The 19,077-nt window shown below is 67.9% G+C and carries 20 protein-coding genes; 8 read left to right on the top strand and 12 right to left on the bottom strand.

The annotated features are described in order from the left end of the window. Positions 1-67 precede the first annotated feature (67 nt). From ACZ5MC_RS08870 to ACZ5MC_RS08850, 5 genes are read right to left on the bottom strand one after another with little or no spacing between them, the layout of a single operon-like run. Positions 68-439, bottom strand: a complete 372-nt coding sequence (locus ACZ5MC_RS08870) for a hypothetical protein (RefSeq protein ID WP_306599971.1) — start codon at positions 437-439, stop codon at positions 68-70. A 52-nt stretch (positions 440-491) separates the two neighbouring features. Beyond that, complete coding sequence (locus tag ACZ5MC_RS08865) at positions 492-1,193, bottom strand: flagella basal body P-ring formation protein FlgA (protein WP_464517561.1); 702 nt, start codon at positions 1,191-1,193, stop codon at positions 492-494. Between the two features lie 2 nt (positions 1,194-1,195). Then, on the bottom strand, positions 1,196-1,984 hold the full coding sequence (gene flgG / locus ACZ5MC_RS08860; RefSeq protein WP_306599969.1) for a flagellar basal-body rod protein FlgG: 789 nt from the start codon (positions 1,982-1,984) through the stop codon (positions 1,196-1,198). Between the two features lie 25 nt (positions 1,985-2,009). Continuing rightward, positions 2,010-2,750, bottom strand: coding sequence for a flagellar hook-basal body protein (locus ACZ5MC_RS08855; RefSeq protein WP_306599968.1), 741 nt, complete (start codon positions 2,748-2,750; stop codon positions 2,010-2,012). 48 nt (positions 2,751-2,798) lie between these two features. After that, positions 2,799-3,218: a molybdenum cofactor biosynthesis protein MoaE gene (locus ACZ5MC_RS08850; RefSeq protein ID WP_464517560.1), complete on the bottom strand. Its 420-nt coding sequence runs from the start codon at positions 3,216-3,218 to the stop codon at positions 2,799-2,801. A 59-nt stretch (positions 3,219-3,277) separates the two neighbouring features. On the opposite strand from ACZ5MC_RS08850, the gene lat reads away from it, so the two are divergent. Further along, on the top strand, positions 3,278-4,642 hold the full coding sequence (gene lat / locus ACZ5MC_RS08845; protein ID WP_464517559.1) for an L-lysine 6-transaminase: 1,365 nt from the start codon (positions 3,278-3,280) through the stop codon (positions 4,640-4,642). Further along, the gene (rnhA, locus tag ACZ5MC_RS08840; protein WP_464517558.1) at positions 4,642-5,085 is read left to right on the top strand and encodes a ribonuclease HI; all 444 of its coding nucleotides are present in this window, start codon (positions 4,642-4,644) and stop codon (positions 5,083-5,085) included. Before lat ends, rnhA begins: the two co-directional genes overlap by 1 nt. On the opposite strand, the gene ACZ5MC_RS08835 is transcribed toward rnhA, so the two are convergent. After that, positions 5,082-5,690: a DUF5655 domain-containing protein gene (locus ACZ5MC_RS08835; protein ID WP_306599963.1), complete on the bottom strand. Its 609-nt coding sequence runs from the start codon at positions 5,688-5,690 to the stop codon at positions 5,082-5,084. The two genes, rnhA and ACZ5MC_RS08835, sit on opposite strands and share 4 nt — an antisense overlap. A gap of 2 nt (positions 5,691-5,692) precedes the next feature. After that, positions 5,693-6,163 (bottom strand): YqgE/AlgH family protein, encoded by a 471-nt coding sequence (locus tag ACZ5MC_RS08830; protein WP_306599962.1) that lies wholly within the window; start codon positions 6,161-6,163, stop codon positions 5,693-5,695. A gap of 115 nt (positions 6,164-6,278) precedes the next feature. Here ACZ5MC_RS08830 and ACZ5MC_RS08825 point away from each other — a divergent pair, with 115 nt between their 5' ends. From ACZ5MC_RS08825 to ACZ5MC_RS08815, 3 genes are all read left to right on the top strand, one after another. After that, positions 6,279-6,962, top strand: coding sequence for a hypothetical protein (locus ACZ5MC_RS08825; RefSeq protein WP_464517557.1), 684 nt, complete (start codon positions 6,279-6,281; stop codon positions 6,960-6,962). Positions 6,963-7,053: 91 nt separating this feature from the next. Continuing rightward, the gene (locus ACZ5MC_RS08820) at positions 7,054-9,072 is read left to right on the top strand and encodes a PAS domain-containing hybrid sensor histidine kinase/response regulator (protein WP_464517556.1); all 2,019 of its coding nucleotides are present in this window, start codon (positions 7,054-7,056) and stop codon (positions 9,070-9,072) included. A 488-nt stretch (positions 9,073-9,560) separates the two neighbouring features. Next, the gene (locus tag ACZ5MC_RS08815; protein WP_464517555.1) at positions 9,561-9,824 is read left to right on the top strand and encodes a FlxA-like family protein; all 264 of its coding nucleotides are present in this window, start codon (positions 9,561-9,563) and stop codon (positions 9,822-9,824) included. A gap of 3 nt (positions 9,825-9,827) precedes the next feature. Here the strand turns inward: ACZ5MC_RS08815 and ACZ5MC_RS08810 are convergent, their stop codons facing one another. Next, the gene (locus ACZ5MC_RS08810; RefSeq protein ID WP_464517554.1) at positions 9,828-10,985 is read right to left on the bottom strand and encodes an NAD(P)/FAD-dependent oxidoreductase; all 1,158 of its coding nucleotides are present in this window, start codon (positions 10,983-10,985) and stop codon (positions 9,828-9,830) included. Further along, positions 10,985-13,120 (bottom strand): FAD-dependent oxidoreductase, encoded by a 2,136-nt coding sequence (locus tag ACZ5MC_RS08805; protein ID WP_464517553.1) that lies wholly within the window; start codon positions 13,118-13,120, stop codon positions 10,985-10,987. The genes ACZ5MC_RS08810 and ACZ5MC_RS08805 overlap by 1 nt, the downstream gene beginning before the upstream one ends. Positions 13,121-13,257: 137 nt before the next feature. On the opposite strand from ACZ5MC_RS08805, the gene ACZ5MC_RS08800 reads away from it, so the two are divergent. The 3 genes from ACZ5MC_RS08800 to hydE are packed head-to-tail and all read left to right on the top strand — an operon-like array spanning position 13,258 to position 16,908. After that, a complete protein-coding gene (locus ACZ5MC_RS08800) occupies positions 13,258-14,661 on the top strand; it encodes an aspartate ammonia-lyase (RefSeq protein WP_464517552.1) in 1,404 nt (467 codons plus the stop codon). Next, positions 14,658-15,884 carry a [FeFe] hydrogenase H-cluster maturation GTPase HydF gene (gene hydF / locus ACZ5MC_RS08795; RefSeq protein ID WP_306599955.1) on the top strand — a complete coding sequence of 409 codons (1,227 nt, stop codon included), beginning with the start codon at positions 14,658-14,660 and terminating at the stop codon, positions 15,882-15,884. The genes ACZ5MC_RS08800 and hydF overlap by 4 nt, the downstream gene beginning before the upstream one ends. Beyond that, the gene (gene hydE / locus ACZ5MC_RS08790; protein WP_464517551.1) at positions 15,871-16,908 is read left to right on the top strand and encodes a [FeFe] hydrogenase H-cluster radical SAM maturase HydE; all 1,038 of its coding nucleotides are present in this window, start codon (positions 15,871-15,873) and stop codon (positions 16,906-16,908) included. Before hydF ends, hydE begins: the two co-directional genes overlap by 14 nt. A 285-nt stretch (positions 16,909-17,193) precedes the next feature. On the opposite strand, the gene ACZ5MC_RS08785 is transcribed toward hydE, so the two are convergent. The 3 genes from ACZ5MC_RS08785 to ACZ5MC_RS08775 all read right to left on the bottom strand — a co-directional run bounded on the left by ACZ5MC_RS08785 (position 17,194) and on the right by ACZ5MC_RS08775 (position 18,767). After that, positions 17,194-17,703, bottom strand: coding sequence for a GNAT family N-acetyltransferase (locus ACZ5MC_RS08785; RefSeq protein WP_464517550.1), 510 nt, complete (start codon positions 17,701-17,703; stop codon positions 17,194-17,196). Continuing rightward, on the bottom strand, positions 17,691-18,212 hold the full coding sequence (locus ACZ5MC_RS08780; RefSeq protein WP_464517549.1) for a hypothetical protein: 522 nt from the start codon (positions 18,210-18,212) through the stop codon (positions 17,691-17,693). Before ACZ5MC_RS08780 ends, ACZ5MC_RS08785 begins: the two co-directional genes overlap by 13 nt. Positions 18,213-18,290: 78 nt before the next feature. Continuing rightward, on the bottom strand, positions 18,291-18,767 hold the full coding sequence (locus ACZ5MC_RS08775) for a hypothetical protein (protein ID WP_464517548.1): 477 nt from the start codon (positions 18,765-18,767) through the stop codon (positions 18,291-18,293). Positions 18,768-19,077 lie beyond the last annotated feature (310 nt).

Genomic DNA, 19,077 nt, shown 5'->3' with positions numbered 1-19,077 from the left:
GACCCTTGGTCTTTACAGAATCCGTCCTCATGTCACAAGAATGCCACAGATGACGAGGTGGTGGTGGCTATTTGCCTTCCTCTTCCTCGAGCTTGGCGGAGAGTTCGTCCAGGTGGGCCAGGAGCCGCTGGGCGAACGCCTCGTCCTCGAGGATGGTGAAGTCGTCGCCCTTGACCTCGAAGATCTCGATGGTCAGGTTGCTGTCGCCTTCGGTGTCCTCGCCGGCTTCGCCGGCCTCGGAATACGCCTGGACCTCGGCGAGGGGGGCCATGATGGCGAAGTGGCGGTCTTCGAAATCCACTTCCTCCAGGATGGCGAACTCCTCCTTTTCACCGTTTTCGTCCTCGAGTTCGACTACCTCGATTTCATCGGCATGGTCCTCGTCGTGGCCGCAGCCGCACGCGTGATTGGGGTCTTTGTGATCATGGTCGTGGGCCATGGCGGGCTCCTGTCAAGGCTCCAGACTATTGTCTTTGGCCCTCCCCCGCCACCTATTTCGATCCGGCCCACTGGACGCGCGCCTCTCCGGGGCCGGTGACCACGGCCTGGACCATCCTGCGGGTGGTGGGCATTTCCAGCCTAACCTTGTCCCCGGCGGCGCCTCCGGACCGGGCCAGGGCGTCCACCGTGATGGACAGGTCGCCGTCCACCAGCGCCAGGCGCACCGGGTCGCCGGCGTTGATGAGGGGGATGGCCTCCAGGTCCGTGCGCACCAGCACCTTGCCCTGGATCACGGGCCCGCGCAGCCGGCAGCCCTCGGGCACCGCCCGCAGCGCCCCGGCCGGGGGGACGCCCTCGAAGTCGAAGGCCTCGAGCTGGCCCGGCTCCGGCACGGCCCGGCGCGGCAGGGCGCTCCGGAAGCGCAGGAGCTGCCCCTTCCACTGGCCGTCCATGTCCACCCGCACCATGCCCAGGGTGCGGCCCGCGGCGATCGCGTTGAAGGACACGTAGAACCGCCCGGTCAGGTCGGGCCGGCTCAGGTGGGCCGGCTCGAAGGTCAGGGGCCCCTTCGGGGACTTGGGCAGGAGCGGGGGGGTGACCACCCTGAACGTGTAGGTCCCGTCCCGGCCCGCCACCTGGGCCTCGGCGTAGGCCAGGGCCTGCGCGTGGAGGCGGTCCCCGGCGGGGAGCGCGACGTCGGGCTCGGCCCCGAGGAGGGCGGCGCCCAGGAGGAATGCGGCCAGGAGGCGCACGGCTAGCGCTTGAGGCCGGCCACCAGCTGCAGCATGCTGTCGGCGGTCTGGATGGTCTTGGAGTTGGCCTCGTAGGCGCGCTGGCCGATGATCATGTTCACCATCTCCTCGGCCATGTCCACGTTGGAGACCTCGAGGAAGTACTGCTGGATGGTGCCCAGGCCGGTGAGCCCGGGGGTGCCGTCGATGGCGTCGCCGCTGGCCAGGGTGGGCTGGTAGAGGTTGTGGCCCAGGGCATTGAGGCCGTTGGGGTTGATGAAGTTCGAGATGGTGATCTGGCCCACCTGCTGGGGCGTGGACTGGCCGGGCTGGGTCACGGAGATGGTGCCGTCGGTGGCGATGGTGACGCTGAGGGCGTCCTGGGGGATGGTCACCTGGGGGTCCAGGGGATTGCCGTTGGCGTTCACGATGTTGCCGTTCTGGTCCAGGCTGAACGAGCCGTCCCGGGTATAGGCGAAGGTGCCGTCGGGCATGGTCATGCGGAAGAAGCCCGAACCCTCGATGGCCATGTCGAACTGGCTGTTGGTGTTCTTGAGGCTGCCGGTGGTGAACTCCTTCACCATGGCCGCCAGGCGCGCCCCGTGCCCGATCTGGATGTTGCCCGGATAGGTCGTGGAGGTGGACGTGTTGGTGCCGGCCGTGTTGATGGTCTGGTAGAGGAGGTCCTGGAACTCCGCACGGGACTTCTTGAACCCGGTAGTGTTGATATTGGCCAGGTTGTTGGAGATGGTGTCCATGTTCGTCGTCTGCACGTTCATGCCGGCGGCGGCGGACCACATGGCTCTCATCATGGGAGGCTCCTAGGATCGGGGGGTTTCAGCGCGGGGCGACGTCGGAGATGCTGCGGCTGTCCATGTCGTTGGTGATGGTGGACGCCACCTTCATGCTCATTTCGAAAAGGCGGTTCAGGCGGATCATGTCGATCATGCAGGTGGCCGTGTCCACCGAGCTCTGCTCCAGGGACCCCTGCACCACCGTGGCCGTGGCGGCCCTGGTGGCCGAACCGGCGGGGTCGAAGCGGTTGGAGCCCATGCGCTGGAGGGAATCCGGGCTGGCGAAGTCCCGGATCTCGATCTGGCCCTTGGCCTCCGTGCCCTGCATGACCGTACCGTCGGCCAGGACCGTGAAGGCGGGGTCGTTGACGTCCAGGAGGATGGGTTGGCCATTTTTGCCCAGCACCTGGGCCCCGTCCAGGGTCTGCAGCTCCCCGGTCTTGGAGAGCCCCAGGCGCCCGTCCCGGGTGGCCAGGACACCCGCGGCGGTCCTGACCATGAAGAATCCGGAGCCCTCCAGGGCGAGGTCCATGTTCCGCCCCGTGGTCTTGAGGGTGCCCTGGGAAAAATCCGTGCCCCTTGAGGCCAGGACCGTGCCGTCGTTCAGGAACCCGGAAAGGGGCAGCCCCGAGCCTTCATTCACGGCCTTGTTGAACACCGCGAAAAAGCTCTTCTCGGGCTTGTAGCCGATCGTCGCGGCATTGGCCAGGTTGTTGGATACGGTGTCGAGCTGGAAGGAACGGGCCTTCAGGCTTCCGGCTGCGACATAGTATGCGGGATCCATGGGTGGGCACCTCTGGCCTGGGTCAGTGCAGAGGTCGTGCCAAAAACCTCAGGCCCGGTTCTCCCCCTCCACCCAGGCCTTCTCCCCGTCCCTGTAGTTCTCGCGCTTCCAGATCGGCACCGACTCCTTGATCCGGTCCATGATCCAGGCCACGGCCTCGAAGGCCTCCCTGCGGTGGCCGGAGGAGACGCCCACGACCACGGCGGCCTGAAGCAGCGGCACCTCGCCGGTGCGGTGGTGGATGGCGCAGCGGATCAGCGAGAAGCGGGCCATGGCCTCCTCGCGGATGCGGGAGAGTTCGGCCAGGGCCATGGGCGTGTAGGCCTCGTAGGCCAGGAGGTCGACGCTCCGGCCCTGGTGGTTGTCCCGGGCGCAGCCCTCGAAGACCACCACGGCGCCCGCGCCCGGGTCCAGCAGGGCCTCCCGGATCCGCGCCGCGTCAAGGATTGCGTCTGTGACATCGATCATACTAAGCAACGTAAGCCTCCCGGGACCCCATGGTAGTCTGGCTTTTTGCCGAGGCCGCCATGAAAAAAGCGCAGGAAACCCATGTACTCCCCGCCGAGGTCTTCGACGTCCTCGGGCGCCACCTCCTCGTCGACGGCTTCCACATGGTCATGGACCTGGAGAAGTCCTACGGTTCCTGGATCGTGGACGCCCGGGACGGCAAGAAGTATCTGGATTTCTACACCTTCTTCGCCACGGCGCCCCTGGGCCACAACCACCCCAGCCTCCGCGACGCGGCCTTCCAGGCCAAGCTGGGCTCCATCGCGGTGAACAAGCCCGCCAACTCCGACATCTACACCACCGCCTACGCCGAATGGGTGGAGGCCTTCGCCACCAAGGCCGCGCCCTCCTACCTGCCCCACCTGTTCTGGATCGACGGCGGCGCCCTGGCCGTGGAGAACGCCCTGAAGGCGGCCTTCGACTGGAAGGTGCGCAAGAACCTGGAGAAGGGCCTGCCCGAGAAGGGCTCCAAGGTCATCCACTTCAAGGAGGCCTTCCACGGGCGCTCCGGCTACACCCTCAGCCTCACGAACACCGCCGACCCGAGGAAGTACCAGTACTTCCCCAAGTTCGACTGGCCCCGCATCTCCAACCCCAAGATCACGTTCCCCCTGGACGCCGAGAACCTCGCCAAGGTCGAGCAGATGGAGAAGGTCGCCGTGGCCCAGATCGAGGCCGTGATCGCCCAGGATCCCGCCGAGATCGCCTGCCTCATCGTCGAGCCCATCCAGGGCGAGGGCGGCGACAACCACTTCCGCACCGAGTTCCTGCAGGCCCTGCGCGACCTCGCCGACAGGCACGAGTTCCTGCTCATCTTCGACGAGGTCCAGACGGGCTTCGGCGCCACCGGCAGGTGGTGGGCCCACGAGCACCACGCCGTGCGCCCCGACATCCTCGTCTTCGGCAAGAAGACCCAGTGCTGCGGCATCGCCGCCAGCGCGCGCCTGGACGAGGTGGAGAGCGTGTTCAAGGTGCCCAGCCGCATCAACAGCACCTGGGGCGGCAACCTCGTGGACATGGTCCGCGGCACCCGCATCATCGACATCATGGTCGAGGAGAAGCTGGTCGACCACTGCGCCGTCCAGGGCGAGCGGCTCCTCAAGGGCCTCCACGAGATCAACGCGGAGTTCCCCGAGTTCACCAGCAACCCCCGCGGCAAGGGCCTCTTCTGCGCCCTGGACATGGCCACCCCGGCCCTGCGCACCGCCACGGTGTCCAAGGCCCAGGACCTGGGCATGATCATCCTCTCCACCGGCCACAACGGCCTGCGGTTCCGTCCCGCCCTGAACCTGGCCACCGCGGACCTGGACCTGGGCGTCGAGCTGCTGCAGAAGAGCATCAGGCTCGCCGTGGAAGCCACCCGCCCCCACATGGCGAAGGTCTAGTGCAGGTCGAGCTCTACTGCGACGGCGCATGTCTCGGGAACCCCGGCCCCGGCGGCTGGGGCTTCCTGCTGCGCGTGAAGACCACCGACGGCACCAGGGAGAAGGAGGGTTCCGGCGCCGAGGCCGGGACCACCAACAACAAGATGGAGCTCACCGCCGCCATCGAGGGCCTCAAGCTCCTCACCAAGCCCTGCTCCGTGGCCCTCTACAGCGACAGCCAGTACGTCGTGAAGGGCATCCAGTCCTGGATCAAGGGCTGGAAGGCCAAGGGCTGGCGCAAGGCCGACGGCAAGCCGGTGCTCAACATCGAGCTCTGGAAGGAACTGGACGCGCTCTGCCTGAAGCACCGGGTGGACGCCCACTGGGTGAAGGGCCACGCGGGGCACCCCGAGAACGAGCGGGTCGACCAGCTCGCGTCGGACGCCGCCAAGAGCATCGCCTAGACGTCCAGATCGTAGGCCCGCCTCAGCCAGCCCTCCAGGTCCCCGTCGAGATCGGCGGCCGACCGCACCTCGAGCTTCAGGGTGATCCGGTCCTTCTTCGCGAAGCCGCCGGTGTCGACGAGGCGCGGCGCGCGGCCCGCGAGCTTCGCGGGGTCGCCCAGCACCAGGCCCAGGTCCAGGCGCGAGGCGAAGGGCTTGACCTCGGCGAACACGCGCCTGCGGTAGATGGAGACCAGGGTCCGGCAGGGGCAGGCCGTGACGTCGGCGCCCAGGCCGTAGGCGGCGTCCAGGATCCGGTCCAGGAGGGGGCGGAGGGCGGCCCTGGCGCCGGCGTACTGGGCGTCCAGGTAGCCGGGGCACTTGGCGAGGTAGCTCTCCGGGGTTTCCGGCTCCTGGCCGGCCGCCATCTCGGCCAGCCAGCCGGCCGCGGACATGCCGAGGCCCCGCTCCCGGAAAAAGGCCCGGGCCGCCTTGAGGTCCACCGCTCCGGCCTCCCGGGCCAGGGCCAGCCAGGCCTCGGGCCCCCTGCCGGAGTTCCGCTCGAGATTCGCGAGAATGGCCGCCCCGTGGGCGACGCCGGGATGGATGCCCCAGGGCCGCCCCACGGCTAGCCCGTGATGGACTGGATCGCCAGGGACCAGAGCTCCTGGGGGTCCTCTGGCATGAGCCATTCGGGATTCAACGGCACGCGGACCCAGGCCCCGTCCTGGATCTCCTGGTCCAGCTGCCCGGCGCCCCAGCCCGCATAGCCGAGGAAGAGGCGGAAGGTGGATCTCGGCTCGACCAGCAGGGACTCCAGCAGGTCCTTGCGGTAGCTGATGAAGTCGGTGAAGTCCAGGACCGTGTCGTCGGCCTCGGGAAGCCCGCCGCGCACCAGGATGATGCCCCGCTGGGGATCCACGGGGCCGCCGCGCCAGGCGGTTGCATCCTCGTCCCCCGTGAAGGCCAGCCGGCTCTCCTGGCAGATCTGGCGCAGCGTCACGGGCAGCGGGCGGTTGAGGATCACGCCCATGCCGCCGGCCTCGTCGTGCTCCACGAGGAGCACCACGGAGTGGAGAAAATTCGGGTCCAGGAGCATTGGACTCGCCACAAGCAGACATGGGGCCAGTTGACTCATGCCCAAGATCATAACGCGCTACTCTCAGAGAATGATCAAGTCACCCAAATCCGATCTCGCCAGCTTCTCCGAAGGGATGGCCTTCCTTACCCGCCGCCCCCTCGCCGCCCTGGCCCTGGCCGCCCTGGGCATGGTCCTCGCGGCCCTCCCGCCGCTGCTCCAGATCAAGGTGGGCCTGCCCGACGACGACCTGGTCCGGTTCGTCCTCACCTTCGCATGCCTGGTACCCCTGGAAATGTATTTCATCCCCCGGTTCCTGGCCGAGGCCGACGCCAGCGCGGGGGACCGGACCCTGAACCCCGTGGCGGGGTGGGAACGGCTCTTCGAGGAGCGCTGGGTGCCGGCGATGGCCGCCCGGATCCTCCTCTACGCGGGGGTCTTCCTGGGGATGGTCCTCCTCGTCGTGCCCGGCCTCATGATCCTGTTCGCCTTCGGGTGGGCGCCCCTGCGGGTCCTCCTGCGGGGCGAGCCGCTGCCCGTGGCGGCGCGGGCCAGCCTCCGGATGATGGTGCAGGCCTGGCGCCGGGTGATGCTGGTGGTCCTGGCCCTGGCGACCCTCTACCTGGTCTACATGGGCGTGCTCGCCCTGGCCCTCACGCCCCTGGGCGAGGCCCCGACGCCCTGGGTGCGCCTCACCCATCCCGGCATGTGGGTGGGGAATTTCCTGGGGACCCTGCTGAACCTCTGGACCAGCGCCACGGTGCTCGCCCTGTTCAGGCGGGTCGAAGGGTTCGCGGCGGAGCACCCGACAGGCAATTAACAATTGATTCCATTTCGGATGACCGGTTTTTTGACATTGAATCCGGGTCGCGGAGGGCCATACTCCTGGCAACGCCCCCCGGACGCGCCCCATGTGGAAACCCCTCCAGAAGCTCTTCGCCGACCCTGCGCCCCCCAGGGCCGAAGCCGAAGACCGGGAGCACCTCCAGGAGCGGTTCCAGCTCTTCATCGAGCAGGTCAAGGACTACGCCATCTTCATGCTGGACCCCCAGGGTAGGGTGGCCTCCTGGAACCAGGGCGCCCAGCGCCTCAAGGGCTACGAGGCCGGCGAGGTCCTGGGGCGGCACTTCTCCATTTTCTATGAGCCCGAGGACGTGGCCGCGGGCCTCCCGGCCCAGGAACTCGCCCTGGCGGGGGAGTACGGCACCTGCCAGCAGGAGGGCTGGAGGGTCCGCAAGGACGGCTCCCGCTTCATGGCCAACGTGGTGATCACCGCCCTGCGCGGCTCCGGGGGGGACCTGAAGGGCTTCGTCAAGGTCACCCGGGACGTCACGATGCAGAAGGACGCCGAGGCCCGCATGGCGTCCTTCGCCAAGGAACTGGAGGAGACCGTCGCGGCGACCACCCGCGGGCTCCAGGAAAGCGAGGTCCGCCTCCAGGGCTTCGTGCGCCATGCCACCGCGGCTATCGCCTTCAAGGGCGCCGACGGCCGCTACCTGCTCCTCAACCCGGCCATGGAGGCCCTCCTGGGCCTGCCCGCGGAACAGATCCTGGGCAGGACCGACCTGGACATCCTGCCGCCCCCCCGGGGCGAGGAGGTGACGCTCCTGGACCGCAAGATCCTGGGGGCGGCCCAGGCCGTGGAGGTGGAGGAGCGCTGGACCCACGCCGACGGGTCCGGCCACGACTACCTGTCCCAGAAATTCCCCCTGGTGGACGGCGAGGGCCGGAACTGGGGCATCGGGATCATCAGCACGGACATCACCGACCGCAAGCTGGCCGAGCAGGCCCGCCTCCAGAGCCAGAAGCTGGAGTCCCTGGGCGTCCTCTCCGGCGGGATCGCCCACGACTTCAACAACCTGCTGGGCGCCATCCTGGGCAACCTGGGCCTGGCCCAGATGGAGATCAACCCCGCCGCCTCCGCCTCCACCCGCCTCAAGACCATCGAGAGCCTCGTGGTCAAGGCCACCAACCTCACCCGGCAGATGCTGGCCTACTCGGGCCGGGGCACCTTCGAGATCAAGCCCCTCCAGCTCAACGCCCTGGTGGAGGAGATGACCCACCTGCTCACCATCTCCATTTCCAAGAAGGTCTCCATCCGCTACAGCCTGGACCGGACGCTGCCCCCGATCGAGGCCGACGCGAGCCAGCTCCAGCAGGTCGTGATGAACCTGGTGATCAACGCCTCCGACGCCATCGGGGACCGGCCCGGAACGGTCACCGTCCGCACCGGCGTCATGAGCGCGGACGCCGACTACCTGGAGCGCACCTTCCAGAGCCAACCCATGAAGCCGGGCACCTTCGTCACCCTGGAGGTGGCCGACGACGGCGCCGGCATGAGTCCCGAGACCATGAAGCGGATCTTCGAGCCCTTCTTCACCACCAAGTTCTCGGGCCGGGGCCTGGGCCTCTCGGCCATCCAGGGCATCATCAGGGGCCACGGCGGCGGCATCCGCGTCTACAGCGAACTGGGCAAGGGGACCACCTTCAAGCTCCTGTTCCCGGCCTCCGGCGCCGCCGCGGGCCCCCAGGCGGCCCCGGAGGCCCCCCAGGAGTTCCGCGGCGCAGGCACCATCCTGGTGGTCGACGACGAGGAGAGCATCCGCTCCATGGCCGCGGGAATCCTCGCCCAGATGGGCTTCGACGCCCTCCTGGCCGCGGACGGCATGGAGGCCCTGATGCTCTACGAGACCCACAAGGCCGACATCCGCCTGATCATCATGGACCTGACCATGCCCCACATGGACGGCGCCGAGGCCTTCACCGCCCTGCGCGCCCGGGGGCACGCCACGCCCGTGGTGCTCAGCAGCGGCTTCAACGAATCGGAGGCCGTGAACCGCTTCAAGGGCGAGGGCCTGGCGGGGTTCCTGCAGAAGCCCTACCGGGTGCAGGCCTTCATCCAGGCGGTGAAGGGGGCGCTGGAGAAGTAGGGTCGCGGTTGGCAAGGACCTTGATGAAATCGCTTGAGGTGCCAATTTCCAGTTTGAATTTTGCCTAACGCAATAGACTTCACCACTCAGGTGGTTATCGCTTCCCACCCATTTATGGAGCTGATTCAATCCAATTTTCCGTCTTCTGAAAAATATTGACCAAAGGAAGTCGAAGGGATGTCCCCATTCGAAATTTGATTTAGACCAAAGGATGCAAATAATGAAATTGTATTCGCGTCCTTCAGGCACATCTGGCCGGGCAAGAAATAGGTCCAGAAGCTGGGTCTTGAGGATGCCGGGCCTCCGTTCCGTTTTAATTCCACGCAGGGGCCCCCCTCGCGAACGCGTGAAAACAGGGCCGCGCGGCCTCCGGTGAACTCGCACGGGGAAAACCCCAATTCGGCGGTGTCTGAACCCGACTCGACGGTATTTCTGGCCCCTGGGCCATCCCCACCTATGCTGGACACTCATTCGGAAAAGGGGTTCCCATGGACATTACCGCCCTGACCGCCAGCACCGGAACCACGGCGACCACCGCGCTCCAGACCCAGCTCCAGGCCAGGCAGATGGAACTCCAGCGCGTCGAAACCAGCAAGATGGACGAGACCACCAAGGCCACGAAGATCCGCGAGATCAAGGCCCAGATCGAGGCCCTCCAGGCCAAGATCCAGCAACGGTCCCAGGCTAGGACGGCAAAGGCAGCAACGACTCTTGCGAACGCATCCACGGGATCCGTGGACGCGCTCGCCTAGGGCCTACTTCAGCGCCTCCACGCCTCCGAAGGCCCGAGCGGGGCTCAGCTCCTCCAGGATGGCGGCGTCGCCCTCCTGCAGGGAGTCCGTGGCCAGCCGCGCCACCAGGGCGCCCACGCCGGGGCCCAGCATGTAGCCCTGGCCGCACATGCCGATGGCGTCGATGTAGCCTTCCAGCGAGGCGGAACGGCCCACCAGCGGCGCGCCGTCGGGAGTCATGGGGTAGAGGCCGCGCCAGGTGCGGCGCACCTTCAGGTTGCCCAGCTTGGGCATGAGGTCCACCATGCGGCGGGCGATCATGGGCAGGTAGGCGCTGGTCTCGCGGCGGTCCGAGCCCACCACGGGGGGGTTGGGGGTGATGCAGAAGACCACCTGGCCGGGCTTGTGCTGGTAGAAGTAGAAGTTCTCGGAGCCGGGGGCGGGGCGGATGTCCACGACCATCGGGTCCAGGAAGGGGGCCACGGCCTCGCTGATGCCCGCCTCGTGGCAGTCCGGCACCACCGGGGCGTCGAGGCCGCCGGCCTGGGCCACGGCCCGGGCCCAGGGACCGGCGGCGTTGACGATGCACCCGGTGGCGTAGCCGCCCTTGTCGGTGCGCACGCCCACCACCTTGCCCTTGCGCCGCATGATGCTGGTGACCTTCTCGTTGAAGCGGCAGTCCACGCCCAGTTCCACGGCGCGGCGGTGGAAGCCCAGGCAGCTGCGCATGGGGGAGGCCGAACCGTCCTCGGGGGAGAAGGTGCCGCCCAGCAGCCCTTCCTCCCGCAGGCCCGGAGCCACCTGCAGCAGCTCCCCGCGGTCCTTCCACTCGATGTTCAGGCCGGCCTGCTTCTGCACGACCAGGAGGTTCTTCAGGAGCCGCTCCTCGTGGGGGCGGTAGGCCACGAAGGCGTAGCCGCCCCGCGCCCACTCGATGTCCCACCCGTGCTCCTCCTTCCAGTGGCCGAAGGTGCGCAGGCTGTCCAGGCAGAGCTTGATCTTGGCGGGGGACGAGTGCGTGGCGCGGATGCCGCCGATGGCGCACTTGTTGCTGCCCTGGCCGGGGGAGGCGAACTGGTCGAGGCAGAGCACCTTCAGGCCCTTTTCCGCCAGGTGCATGGCGGTGGGCATGCCGACGCTGCCCGCGCCGATGACGATGACGTCGTAGACGGCGGTGCTCATCACAGACCTCCCTGGAAGGCGCCTACCGCATGCGCGCGCGCCACGTCCTGCACGGGACCCTCCCCCGTCACCACGCCCGCGAAGGCCCCCAGGGGCACCTCCATGAAGATGGGGCGCTGGGTGAGCTCGGTGATCTCGGAATCCTTGACGCCCTCCTCCCGGAAGATGCGCCGGATGAGGCTGGGGCAGGTCTTGCCGCCGCAGGCGCCCATGCCGGCCCGGGTCGAGGCCTTCAGCTCGTTCATGTCCCGCACCCCGGCCCGGATCTGGGCCCGCACGTCCCCGGCGGTGACCCGCTCGCAGCGGCAGACGATCTCGTCGTCGGCCAGGCGTTCCACCTTCTCGGGCATCGGCTCGGAAACCCAGGGCTGCTGCACCCGGATGCCCGCGATCTGCTTGGCGATCTCGAAGGGCGCCCGCACCTTCACCAGCACCGCGTGGTCGGCGAACTTGGGCGAGCGCACCCGGTCCACCTTCACGTTGCCCAGGATCCGTCCCAGCGTGTCCAGCACCGTGACCGTGTCGCCGGCCTTGATGGTGGACCCGGGGAACTCGTAGGGGATCGACACCAGGACCTCGTCCCCGCCCCGGCGGTAGTCCAGGAGCGTGATGGCGAGTCCCGGGCACACCGCGACGCACTGCTCGCAGGCGATGCAGTCCTTCTCGTTGAAGGTGGGCACCCCCAGGATGTCGTTGCCCTCGATCATGATCGAACCCTGCGGGCAGATGCTGGTGCAGGGGTTGCAGGGGATCTCCTGGCTGCAGTGGAAGACGGGGAAGACCCCCTTCTCGTCCTCGGGGATCTCCTCGGTGATGGTGGCGCCCGGTCGGGACTTGAGGACGGCGGCGGTGCGGTGCCACTCCGTGGGCACTTCGCCCGTGTCCCGGCCCAGGGCCCGGGCGATCTCCAGGCCCCGGATCTTGCCGGTGAACATGGCCGCGGAGGCCTCGGCGATCTCCTCGGCGTCGCCCGCGGAGTAGACCGGCAGGCCGAACTCCTTGGCCTTGCCGAAGAACTCGTTCACCGGCTCCAGGCCCACGGCCACCAGCACGGTGTCGCACTTGAACGTCTTCTCGGTGCCCGGCACCACCTTCCAGGCCGCGTCCAATTTGGCGATGGTCACCGACTCCACCTCGCCCTCGCCGTTGGCGGAGATGACGGTGTGGCTGTTGTGGATGGGCACGCCCATGCGCACCAGCTTGTCCCGGTGCACCTTGTAGCCGCCGCACTCCGGCAGGGCCTCGCAGAGCCCGACCACCTCGATGCCGGCCTGCAGCGCGTGGTAGGCCGCGATCAGGCCCACGTTGCCGCCGCCGATGACGAAGAGCCGGTCCGACGGCTTGACCATGTCCCGGTTCACCAGGGTCTGGAAGGCGCCGGCCCCGTAGACGCCGGGCAGCGTGTTGCCCCGGAACACGAGCGACTTCTCCCGGGCGCCGGTGGCCACCAGCAGCACCTGGGGCTGGACGAGGACGTAGTGGCCCTCGCGCAGGATGCCCACCTTGCGGTCCGAGAAGACCGCCAGGGCATTGCTGTTGGCCCAGATGCGCACGTTCTCGAATTTCCGCACCTCGGCCTCGAGCTTGCGGCCGATGTCCATGCCGCGCGTGCCCGCGTGGCAGGCGTCGATGGACCCGAAGAACTTGTGGGTCTGCAGAACGAGCTTGCCGCCCAGGTCGGCCTTGTCGTCCACCAGCACCACGCCCACGCCCGCCTTGCCCAGCTCCACCGCGGCCGACAGCCCCGCGGGGCCGCCGCCCAGGATCAGGCACTCCACGTTGAGGGTCTCGATGTCCCGGAACGCCAGGTCGCCCTCGCCCACGTCGGGCAGGACGGGCTTGCCGTCCAGGGGGGCCACGGTCATGCCGTCGCGCACGGGGACCATGCAGGACTTCACCGGCAGCCCGTCGGCGATGACCGAGCACTGGGCGCACTGGCCGTTGGCGCAGAAGATGCCCAAGGGGGCGCCGTCCTTGTGGTGGTGGCCGAAGGTCCGGATGCCGCTGGAGAAGAGCGCCGAGGAGATGGTCTCGCCCACCCGCGCCCTGAGCTCCCTGCCCTGCCACGTGAAGGCCAGGGTGGGTTCCGCCGGGATGGGCAGAATCGGGTGTTCCTTGATCCGGTAGTCCGACATTCCTGAACTCCTCTCAGTCGCGCAAGCTTCAATTCAACCACCCCCGCGGCCGGGGCCGGGGCGAGTTGTGACCGGGGTCGCAGGGCTGCAACGGAATCTCAGGAACGGGGACCGCGCCGGTATCCTATCCTGGAGCCATGAGCGAGACCCGCCGGGAGAAGGACAACCTTGGAGAGCTGGACGTCCCGGCTTCGGCCCGCCACGGCGTCCACACCGCCCGGGCCCTGGAGAACTTCCCGCTGCTGGGCCGGCCCGTGCACCCCGAGCTGATCCACGCCTTCGGGGCCGTGAAGCTCGCCGCCCTGCGCACCAACCGGAACCTGGGCTTCCTTCCGGACGCCCTCAAGGCGGACGCCCTGGAGCGGGCCTGCCGGGAGCTCATGGACGGCCTCCTGGACGCCGACATCCCGGTGGATGCCCTGCAGGGCGGGGCCGGCACCTCCACCAACATGAACGTCAACGAGGTCCTGGCCAACCGGGCCCTGGAGCTGCTGGGCCTGTCCCGGGGCGACTACGCCGCCGTCTCCCCGCTGGACCACGCGAACCTCCACCAGAGCACCAACGACACCTTCCCCACCGCCCTGCGCATCGCCGCCATCCGGGGCCTCCGGGAGCTGGAGCGCCAGGTTCTGGCCCTCCAGGAGGCCTTCCAGGCCCAGGAGAAGGCGCTGGCCCACGTGGTCAAGGTGGCCCGCACCGAGCTGCAGGACGCCGTGCTGACGACCCTGGGCCGGTCCATGGGCGCCTACGCCGAGGCCCTCAACCGCGACCGCTGGCGCCTCGCCAAGGCCGAGGAGCGCCTGCGCGTGGTGAACCTGGGCGGCACGGCCATCGGCACGGGCCTGGCGGCGCCCACGGAGTACATCTTCCGGGTGGTCGACGAGCTGCGCGACCTCACCGGCATGGGCCTGGCCCGGGCCGAGAACCTCGTGGAGGCCACCCAGAACATCGACACGCTGGTGGAGGTCTCCGGCCTCCTGAAGGCCCTGGCCACCACCCTCGTCAAGATCTCCACGGACCTGCGGGTTCTTTCCAGCGGCCCCGAGGCGGGCCTGGGCGAGCTGAAGCTCCCTCCCCGCCAGGCGGGAAGCTCCATCATGCCCGGCAAGGTCAACCCGGTGATCCCGGAGGCCGCGACCCAGGCCGCCCTCCTCGCCATGGCCCACGACCAGGCCCTGTCCATGGCCGCTGCCATGGGCTCCATGGAGCTCAACCCCTTCCTGCCCCTGGCCGCCCACTGCCTCCTGGAGAGTTTCGACCTTCTGGCCCGGGCCTGCATGATCCTGCGGATCCATTGCGTCGAGGGCCTCACCGCCGACGAGGCCCGCTGCCGAGCCCAGGTGGAGAACGGCACCGCCGCCGCCACCGCCCTCCTGCCCCTGCTGGGGTACGACCGCGTCAGCGAACTGGTGGCCCGCGCCGCCGGCCGCGGGCTGCGGGCCACCGGCATCGAGGACGGCTACTTCACCGCGGCGCAGTTCGACGAGCTCACCAGCCCCGAGGCGGTGGGCCGCCTCGGCTTCAGGAAGCCCCGCCCATGACCCAGCCCGCCCCCCGCTCCCTCCGCCTGCACATTGGCTTGTTCGGCCGTCGCAACGTCGGCAAGTCCTCCCTTCTCAACGCCTTCACCCGGCAGCAGGTGAGCATCGTCTCGGACGTGAAAGGCACCACCACGGACCCCGTGGAAAAGCCCATGGAGCTGCTGCCCCTGGGCCCCGTGCTCTTCGTGGACACGGCGGGCGTGGACGACGAGGGCGCCCTGGGCGAGCTCCGCATGGCCCGCACCCGCGCCGTGCTGGACCGGGTGGACCTGGGCGTCATCGTCACCGAGGGCACCAGCTGGGGCGAGTTCGAGGCGGGGCTCCTGGCGGAGCTCCAGGCCCGGAAGGTGCCGGCCCTGGTGGTGCACAACAAGGCCGACCTGGGCGGCGACGCCGCCCCGCGCCACCCGGCGGAGATCCCCTTCGTGGCCGTGAGCGCGCTCCGGGGCACCGGCATCCCCGGCCTCAAGGAGGCCCTGCTGCGGCTCGCGCCGGCAGACTTCTTCGACAACCGGCGCCTGGTGTCCGACCTGGTCCCGCCGGGGGGCCTCGCGGTCCTGGTGGTGCCCATCGACAAGGAGGCCCCCAAGGGCCGCCTCATCCTGCCCCAGGTCATGGCCATCCGCGATCTCCTGGACGGGGAGTCCATGGTGATGGTGGTGCAGGAGCGCGAGCTGCGGCCCGCGCTGGCGCGGCTCAAGGAGCCGCCGTCGCTCGTGGTGACCGATTCCCAGGCCTTCCTGAAGGTGGCCGCGGACGTGCCCCGGGACATCCCCATGACCAGCTTCTCCATCCTCATGAGCCGCTTCCAGGGCGACCTGGCCGAGCAGGTGCGGGGAACCCTCGGCATCGAGCGGCTCAAGGGCGGCGACCGGATCCTGGTGGCCGAGACCTGCGGCCACCACCCCGTGGGCGAGGACATCGGCCGGGTGAAGATCCCCCGCTGGCTCACCCAGTACGTGGGTGCAAAGCTGGAATTCGAGCACGTCCAGGGCCGGGACTTCCCCGAGGACCTCACCCCCTACGGCCTCGTCGTGCACTGCGGCAACTGCACCGGCAACCGCAGGGAGATGCTCAGCCGCATCCACCGGGCCCGGGAGGCGGGCGTACCCCTCACCAACTACGGCCTGACGATCGCGTATTCCCTCGGGATCTTCGAGCGGGCCCTGGAGCCCTTCCCCGCGGCGAAAGCCCTCCTGGAGCAGGTTCATGCAGCGAAATGAGATCCTTCACTGGCTCATGGAGACCGACGAGGCCCGCCTGGAGGAGCTGTGGGCGCGCGCCGACGCCGTGCGCAAGGCCAACGTCGGCGACGAGGTGCACCTGCGCGGCCTCATCGAGATCAGCAACTTCTGCGTGCGCCAGTGCGCCTACTGCGGCATCAACGCCTGTTCCCAGGGAATCACGCGCTACCGCATGGAGCCCGCCGAGATCCTGGCCTGCGCCCGGGAGGCCCACCGCCTGGGCTACGGCTCCGTCGTCATGCAGTCCGGGGAGGACCCGGGCCTGAAGGTCGAGACCATCGCCGCCATCGTGCGGGAGATCAAGGCCACCACCCCCCTGGCCGTGACGCTGAGCCTGGGCGAGCGCGAGGACGACGAGCTGATGGCCTGGAAGGCCGCGGGCGCCGACCGCTTCCTGCTGCGCTTCGAGACCAGCGACCCCAAGCTCTACGACGTCATCCACCCCTCGCTGCCGGGCACCCTCTCGGACCGCATGGCCCAGCTGGACCGCATGCGGAGCTTCGGCTACGAGATCGGCACGGGCGTCATGGTGGGCATCCCCGGCCAGACCTGGGACATCCTGGCCCAGGACATCGACACCTTCCGCGGCTACGACATGGACATGATCGGCATCGGCCCCTTCCTGCCCAGCCCCCGCACACCCCTGGGCGGCCCGGACGCGGCAAGCTACCTGGCTCCGCCCGGCCAGCAGGTGCCCAACGACGAGCTCACCACCCTCAAGGCCGTGGCCCTCACCCGCATCGTCTGCCCCCAGTCCAACATCCCCAGCACCACGGCCCTGGCCACGATCGACCCCAAGGCCGGCCGGGAACTGGGCCTCTGCCGAGGCGCCAACGTGGTGATGCCCAACGTGACGCCGCCCGCGTACCGGGTCCTCTACGAGATCTACCCCGGCAAGGCCTGCGTGCACGAGACCGCGCAGGTCTGCCACGGGTGCATGGAGGCCCGGATCCGGTCCATCGGCCGGGTCATGGGCAAGGGCCCCGGAGGCCGCAGGGCATAGCCTTGAATTGGGCACCAGGCAGACTGGATCCTGCCGTCTCCACCGGAGGCATGCCCTTGACTCCGAGGGAAAGGGCGTCTTCAACCCCCTGTCACGGAAGTCGCGACCCCGGATGGCGGCTGGCGGCGACTCCCCGCCACAAGGGCTTTCCATGCCTCTTCACATCCATGGTTCCGAAGGTGCTTTTCGCCCAGCAGAACCCAAGATGTCCTACCGGCGTGGCACGAGCGGCAAACGTTTCCCTGGATGGCCTCCAGGGGGAGTCCCTCCGGCTTTCCAGGGCCGTCAGCCCTGCGCCGAGTCACGGAGCCCCTTTTTCAGGAACAGCGTTCCCGGAATGGGAGTCGCATAGTAGGGCGGGATATCCTGGAATCCGAGCCGACGGTACAAGGCGAGGGCGCCGGCCATGGCCGGCAGCGTATCCAGGACCACTTCGGCATAACCCCGGACGCGTGCGCCAGACAGGGCGGCATCCACCAATTGCGTTCCGGTCCCTGAGCGGCGGAATGCGGGGCGGACAAAGAGCCTTTTCAATTCGCATGTTCCTGGATGGAGGGGGCGAAGGGCCACCATGCCAACGGCGCGGTCATCGCTTAGGGCCAGGAAAATGGCCCCTCCCGGGGCGGCGTAGGCACCCGGAAGCAGATCCAGCTCCTTCTGGTAACCCTGGAACGACAGATCGATGCCCAGGCCTGCGGCGTACTCCTGGAGAAGTTCGCGGGCGGCACGGAAACCGGGTTCGGTGGTGACTTCCCGGATGCGGACCGGGCGGCTGCCGGATCCTACCTGACGCATGGACACCCCGGGCTCGCCTTCCTGGACATCCAACCGTGGCCACCCGCAAGGTGCTCGCCTCGGTCCGTGGCCACGACCGTATCGGGGCAAAGCAGATCCACATGGTACTGGGTCCAGGGCGTCAGGCCCAGCCCCCAGTGCACACAGCCCTGGTGATGGCCGTAGCTCTCATTCGGCGTGCGGTTGGCCGGGAGAGGAGTCATGGTCGTGTTGCTGCCGATACCTATTTCCCAGATGATCCGGTAGCGCGAATCCACCCTGAACAGGGCTTCCAGCATGGCCCTGGCGGTGCCGCTTCCGGCCCCACCCTCCCGGAGGGTCTGAATGCCCCCATTCTCAACGGTGGCGATCAAGGTAGAGCTCTCGAGGCACGCCAGTTCCCCGAAGATCCGGTCCTGGTCTTCCCGCAGGAACGAGAGGGTTCCGGAGTTCACGATCGGCAGGCCGCGCAGCGCCAGTTCCCCCGTGAGCGCAAGGCGCCGGGAAGGGTCGAATCGTCCATGAACCATGGGGAGAACACTTATTTCCCCTGCTGGGCAGAATTGCTGGCCACCCCAGTCCAGGGGTCCCAGCTGTTCGAACCACTCCTAGCCCTCGTTCAGGTGATCGAAACGCGCAAAGGTCCGTGCATCCTCGTCCGTGAAGGTCAAATATGACGCGGCTTCGCCAGCACGAAAAAACCGGTCACTCCAATCCTTCTGGGCCACGACATCCGTCGCCTCCATGGCGCCGAGGTAGTGCTGGATGTCCTCCTCCTCGATGGAACTGGAATTGCAGGGCAACACCAACAGTTTGCGTTCCCGGCCCAGCCGTTCGGGTGCCGGGGAGGAGAAGCCGGAATCGGGAGCAACCACGAGCAGGTGCGAGGGGCGCGGAAGCACTTCTCCTTCGAGAAGACCCGCCAGCTCGTCCTCGCACATGAACGTGACGACGCCTGTGGATTCGTAACGATCACTGTCTTCTATATGGAAGCTGGCTGAAAAACGGGGATTGGTCAGGAGCCTAAAGTGAACGCCCAGGGTGGCGCCGAGTTGCTGGTAGAGGTGTGGGCGCACATGGAGCACGAGAGCCTCCTGCGTGAAGCAATCAAGGGAGCTGCGTCCCTGGCGTCTCCCTTGATTCTGAAACAGGTTGAATCACCGGATAAGATTGCCAATATAGTTGCTATTAGTATTTCTACGCATGCTATCACCTCCTTTCCATAACCGGCCTGATGCTTCATCGCTCAAGAGCTTAAGGGCCTGCCCTGCGGACGCTGGATGGGACTCATAGGGGCCCATACCAACTGGCTGCCGAATTGATTTCAGAAGTTTCACATGAGTAAGCACATGCATTACTACACGATACGATAACAATCAGCACATCACATTTTGG

It is taken from the genome of Mesoterricola sp. JemC181 (assembly GCF_055384585.1).
The sequence above is the reverse complement of the archived record's forward strand: the minus strand, read 5'-3'. Positions and strand labels throughout refer to the sequence as shown.

Excerpts from the sequence above, each read along its gene's own strand:
- ACZ5MC_RS08870 (WP_306599971.1), bottom strand. The coding sequence starts at position 439 with ATGGCCCACGACCATGATCACAAAGACCCCAATCACGCGTGCGGCTGC.
- ACZ5MC_RS08805 (WP_464517553.1), bottom strand. The coding sequence starts at position 13,120 with ATGTCGGACTACCGGATCAAGGAACACCCGATTCTGCCCATCCCGGCG.
- ACZ5MC_RS08855 (WP_306599968.1), bottom strand. The coding sequence starts at position 2,750 with ATGGATCCCGCATACTATGTCGCAGCCGGAAGCCTGAAGGCCCGTTCC.
- lat (WP_464517559.1), top strand. The coding sequence starts at position 3,278 with ATGAAAAAAGCGCAGGAAACCCATGTACTCCCCGCCGAGGTCTTCGAC.
- ACZ5MC_RS08785 (WP_464517550.1), bottom strand. The coding sequence starts at position 17,703 with ATGCGTCAGGTAGGATCCGGCAGCCGCCCGGTCCGCATCCGGGAAGTC.
- ACZ5MC_RS08820 (WP_464517556.1), top strand. The coding sequence starts at position 7,054 with ATGTGGAAACCCCTCCAGAAGCTCTTCGCCGACCCTGCGCCCCCCAGG.
- hydF (WP_306599955.1), top strand. The coding sequence starts at position 14,658 with ATGACCCAGCCCGCCCCCCGCTCCCTCCGCCTGCACATTGGCTTGTTC.
- ACZ5MC_RS08815 (WP_464517555.1), top strand. The coding sequence starts at position 9,561 with ATGGACATTACCGCCCTGACCGCCAGCACCGGAACCACGGCGACCACC.
- ACZ5MC_RS08830 (WP_306599962.1), bottom strand. The coding sequence starts at position 6,163 with ATGCTCCTGGACCCGAATTTTCTCCACTCCGTGGTGCTCCTCGTGGAG.
- ACZ5MC_RS08800 (WP_464517552.1), top strand. The coding sequence starts at position 13,258 with ATGAGCGAGACCCGCCGGGAGAAGGACAACCTTGGAGAGCTGGACGTC.
- ACZ5MC_RS08810 (WP_464517554.1), bottom strand. The coding sequence starts at position 10,985 with ATGAGCACCGCCGTCTACGACGTCATCGTCATCGGCGCGGGCAGCGTC.
- ACZ5MC_RS08780 (WP_464517549.1), bottom strand. The coding sequence starts at position 18,212 with ATGGTTCATGGACGATTCGACCCTTCCCGGCGCCTTGCGCTCACGGGG.
- ACZ5MC_RS08850 (WP_464517560.1), bottom strand. The coding sequence starts at position 3,218 with ATGATCGATGTCACAGACGCAATCCTTGACGCGGCGCGGATCCGGGAG.
- flgG (WP_306599969.1), bottom strand. The coding sequence starts at position 1,984 with ATGATGAGAGCCATGTGGTCCGCCGCCGCCGGCATGAACGTGCAGACG.
- ACZ5MC_RS08825 (WP_464517557.1), top strand. The coding sequence starts at position 6,279 with ATGGCCTTCCTTACCCGCCGCCCCCTCGCCGCCCTGGCCCTGGCCGCC.
- hydE (WP_464517551.1), top strand. The coding sequence starts at position 15,871 with ATGCAGCGAAATGAGATCCTTCACTGGCTCATGGAGACCGACGAGGCC.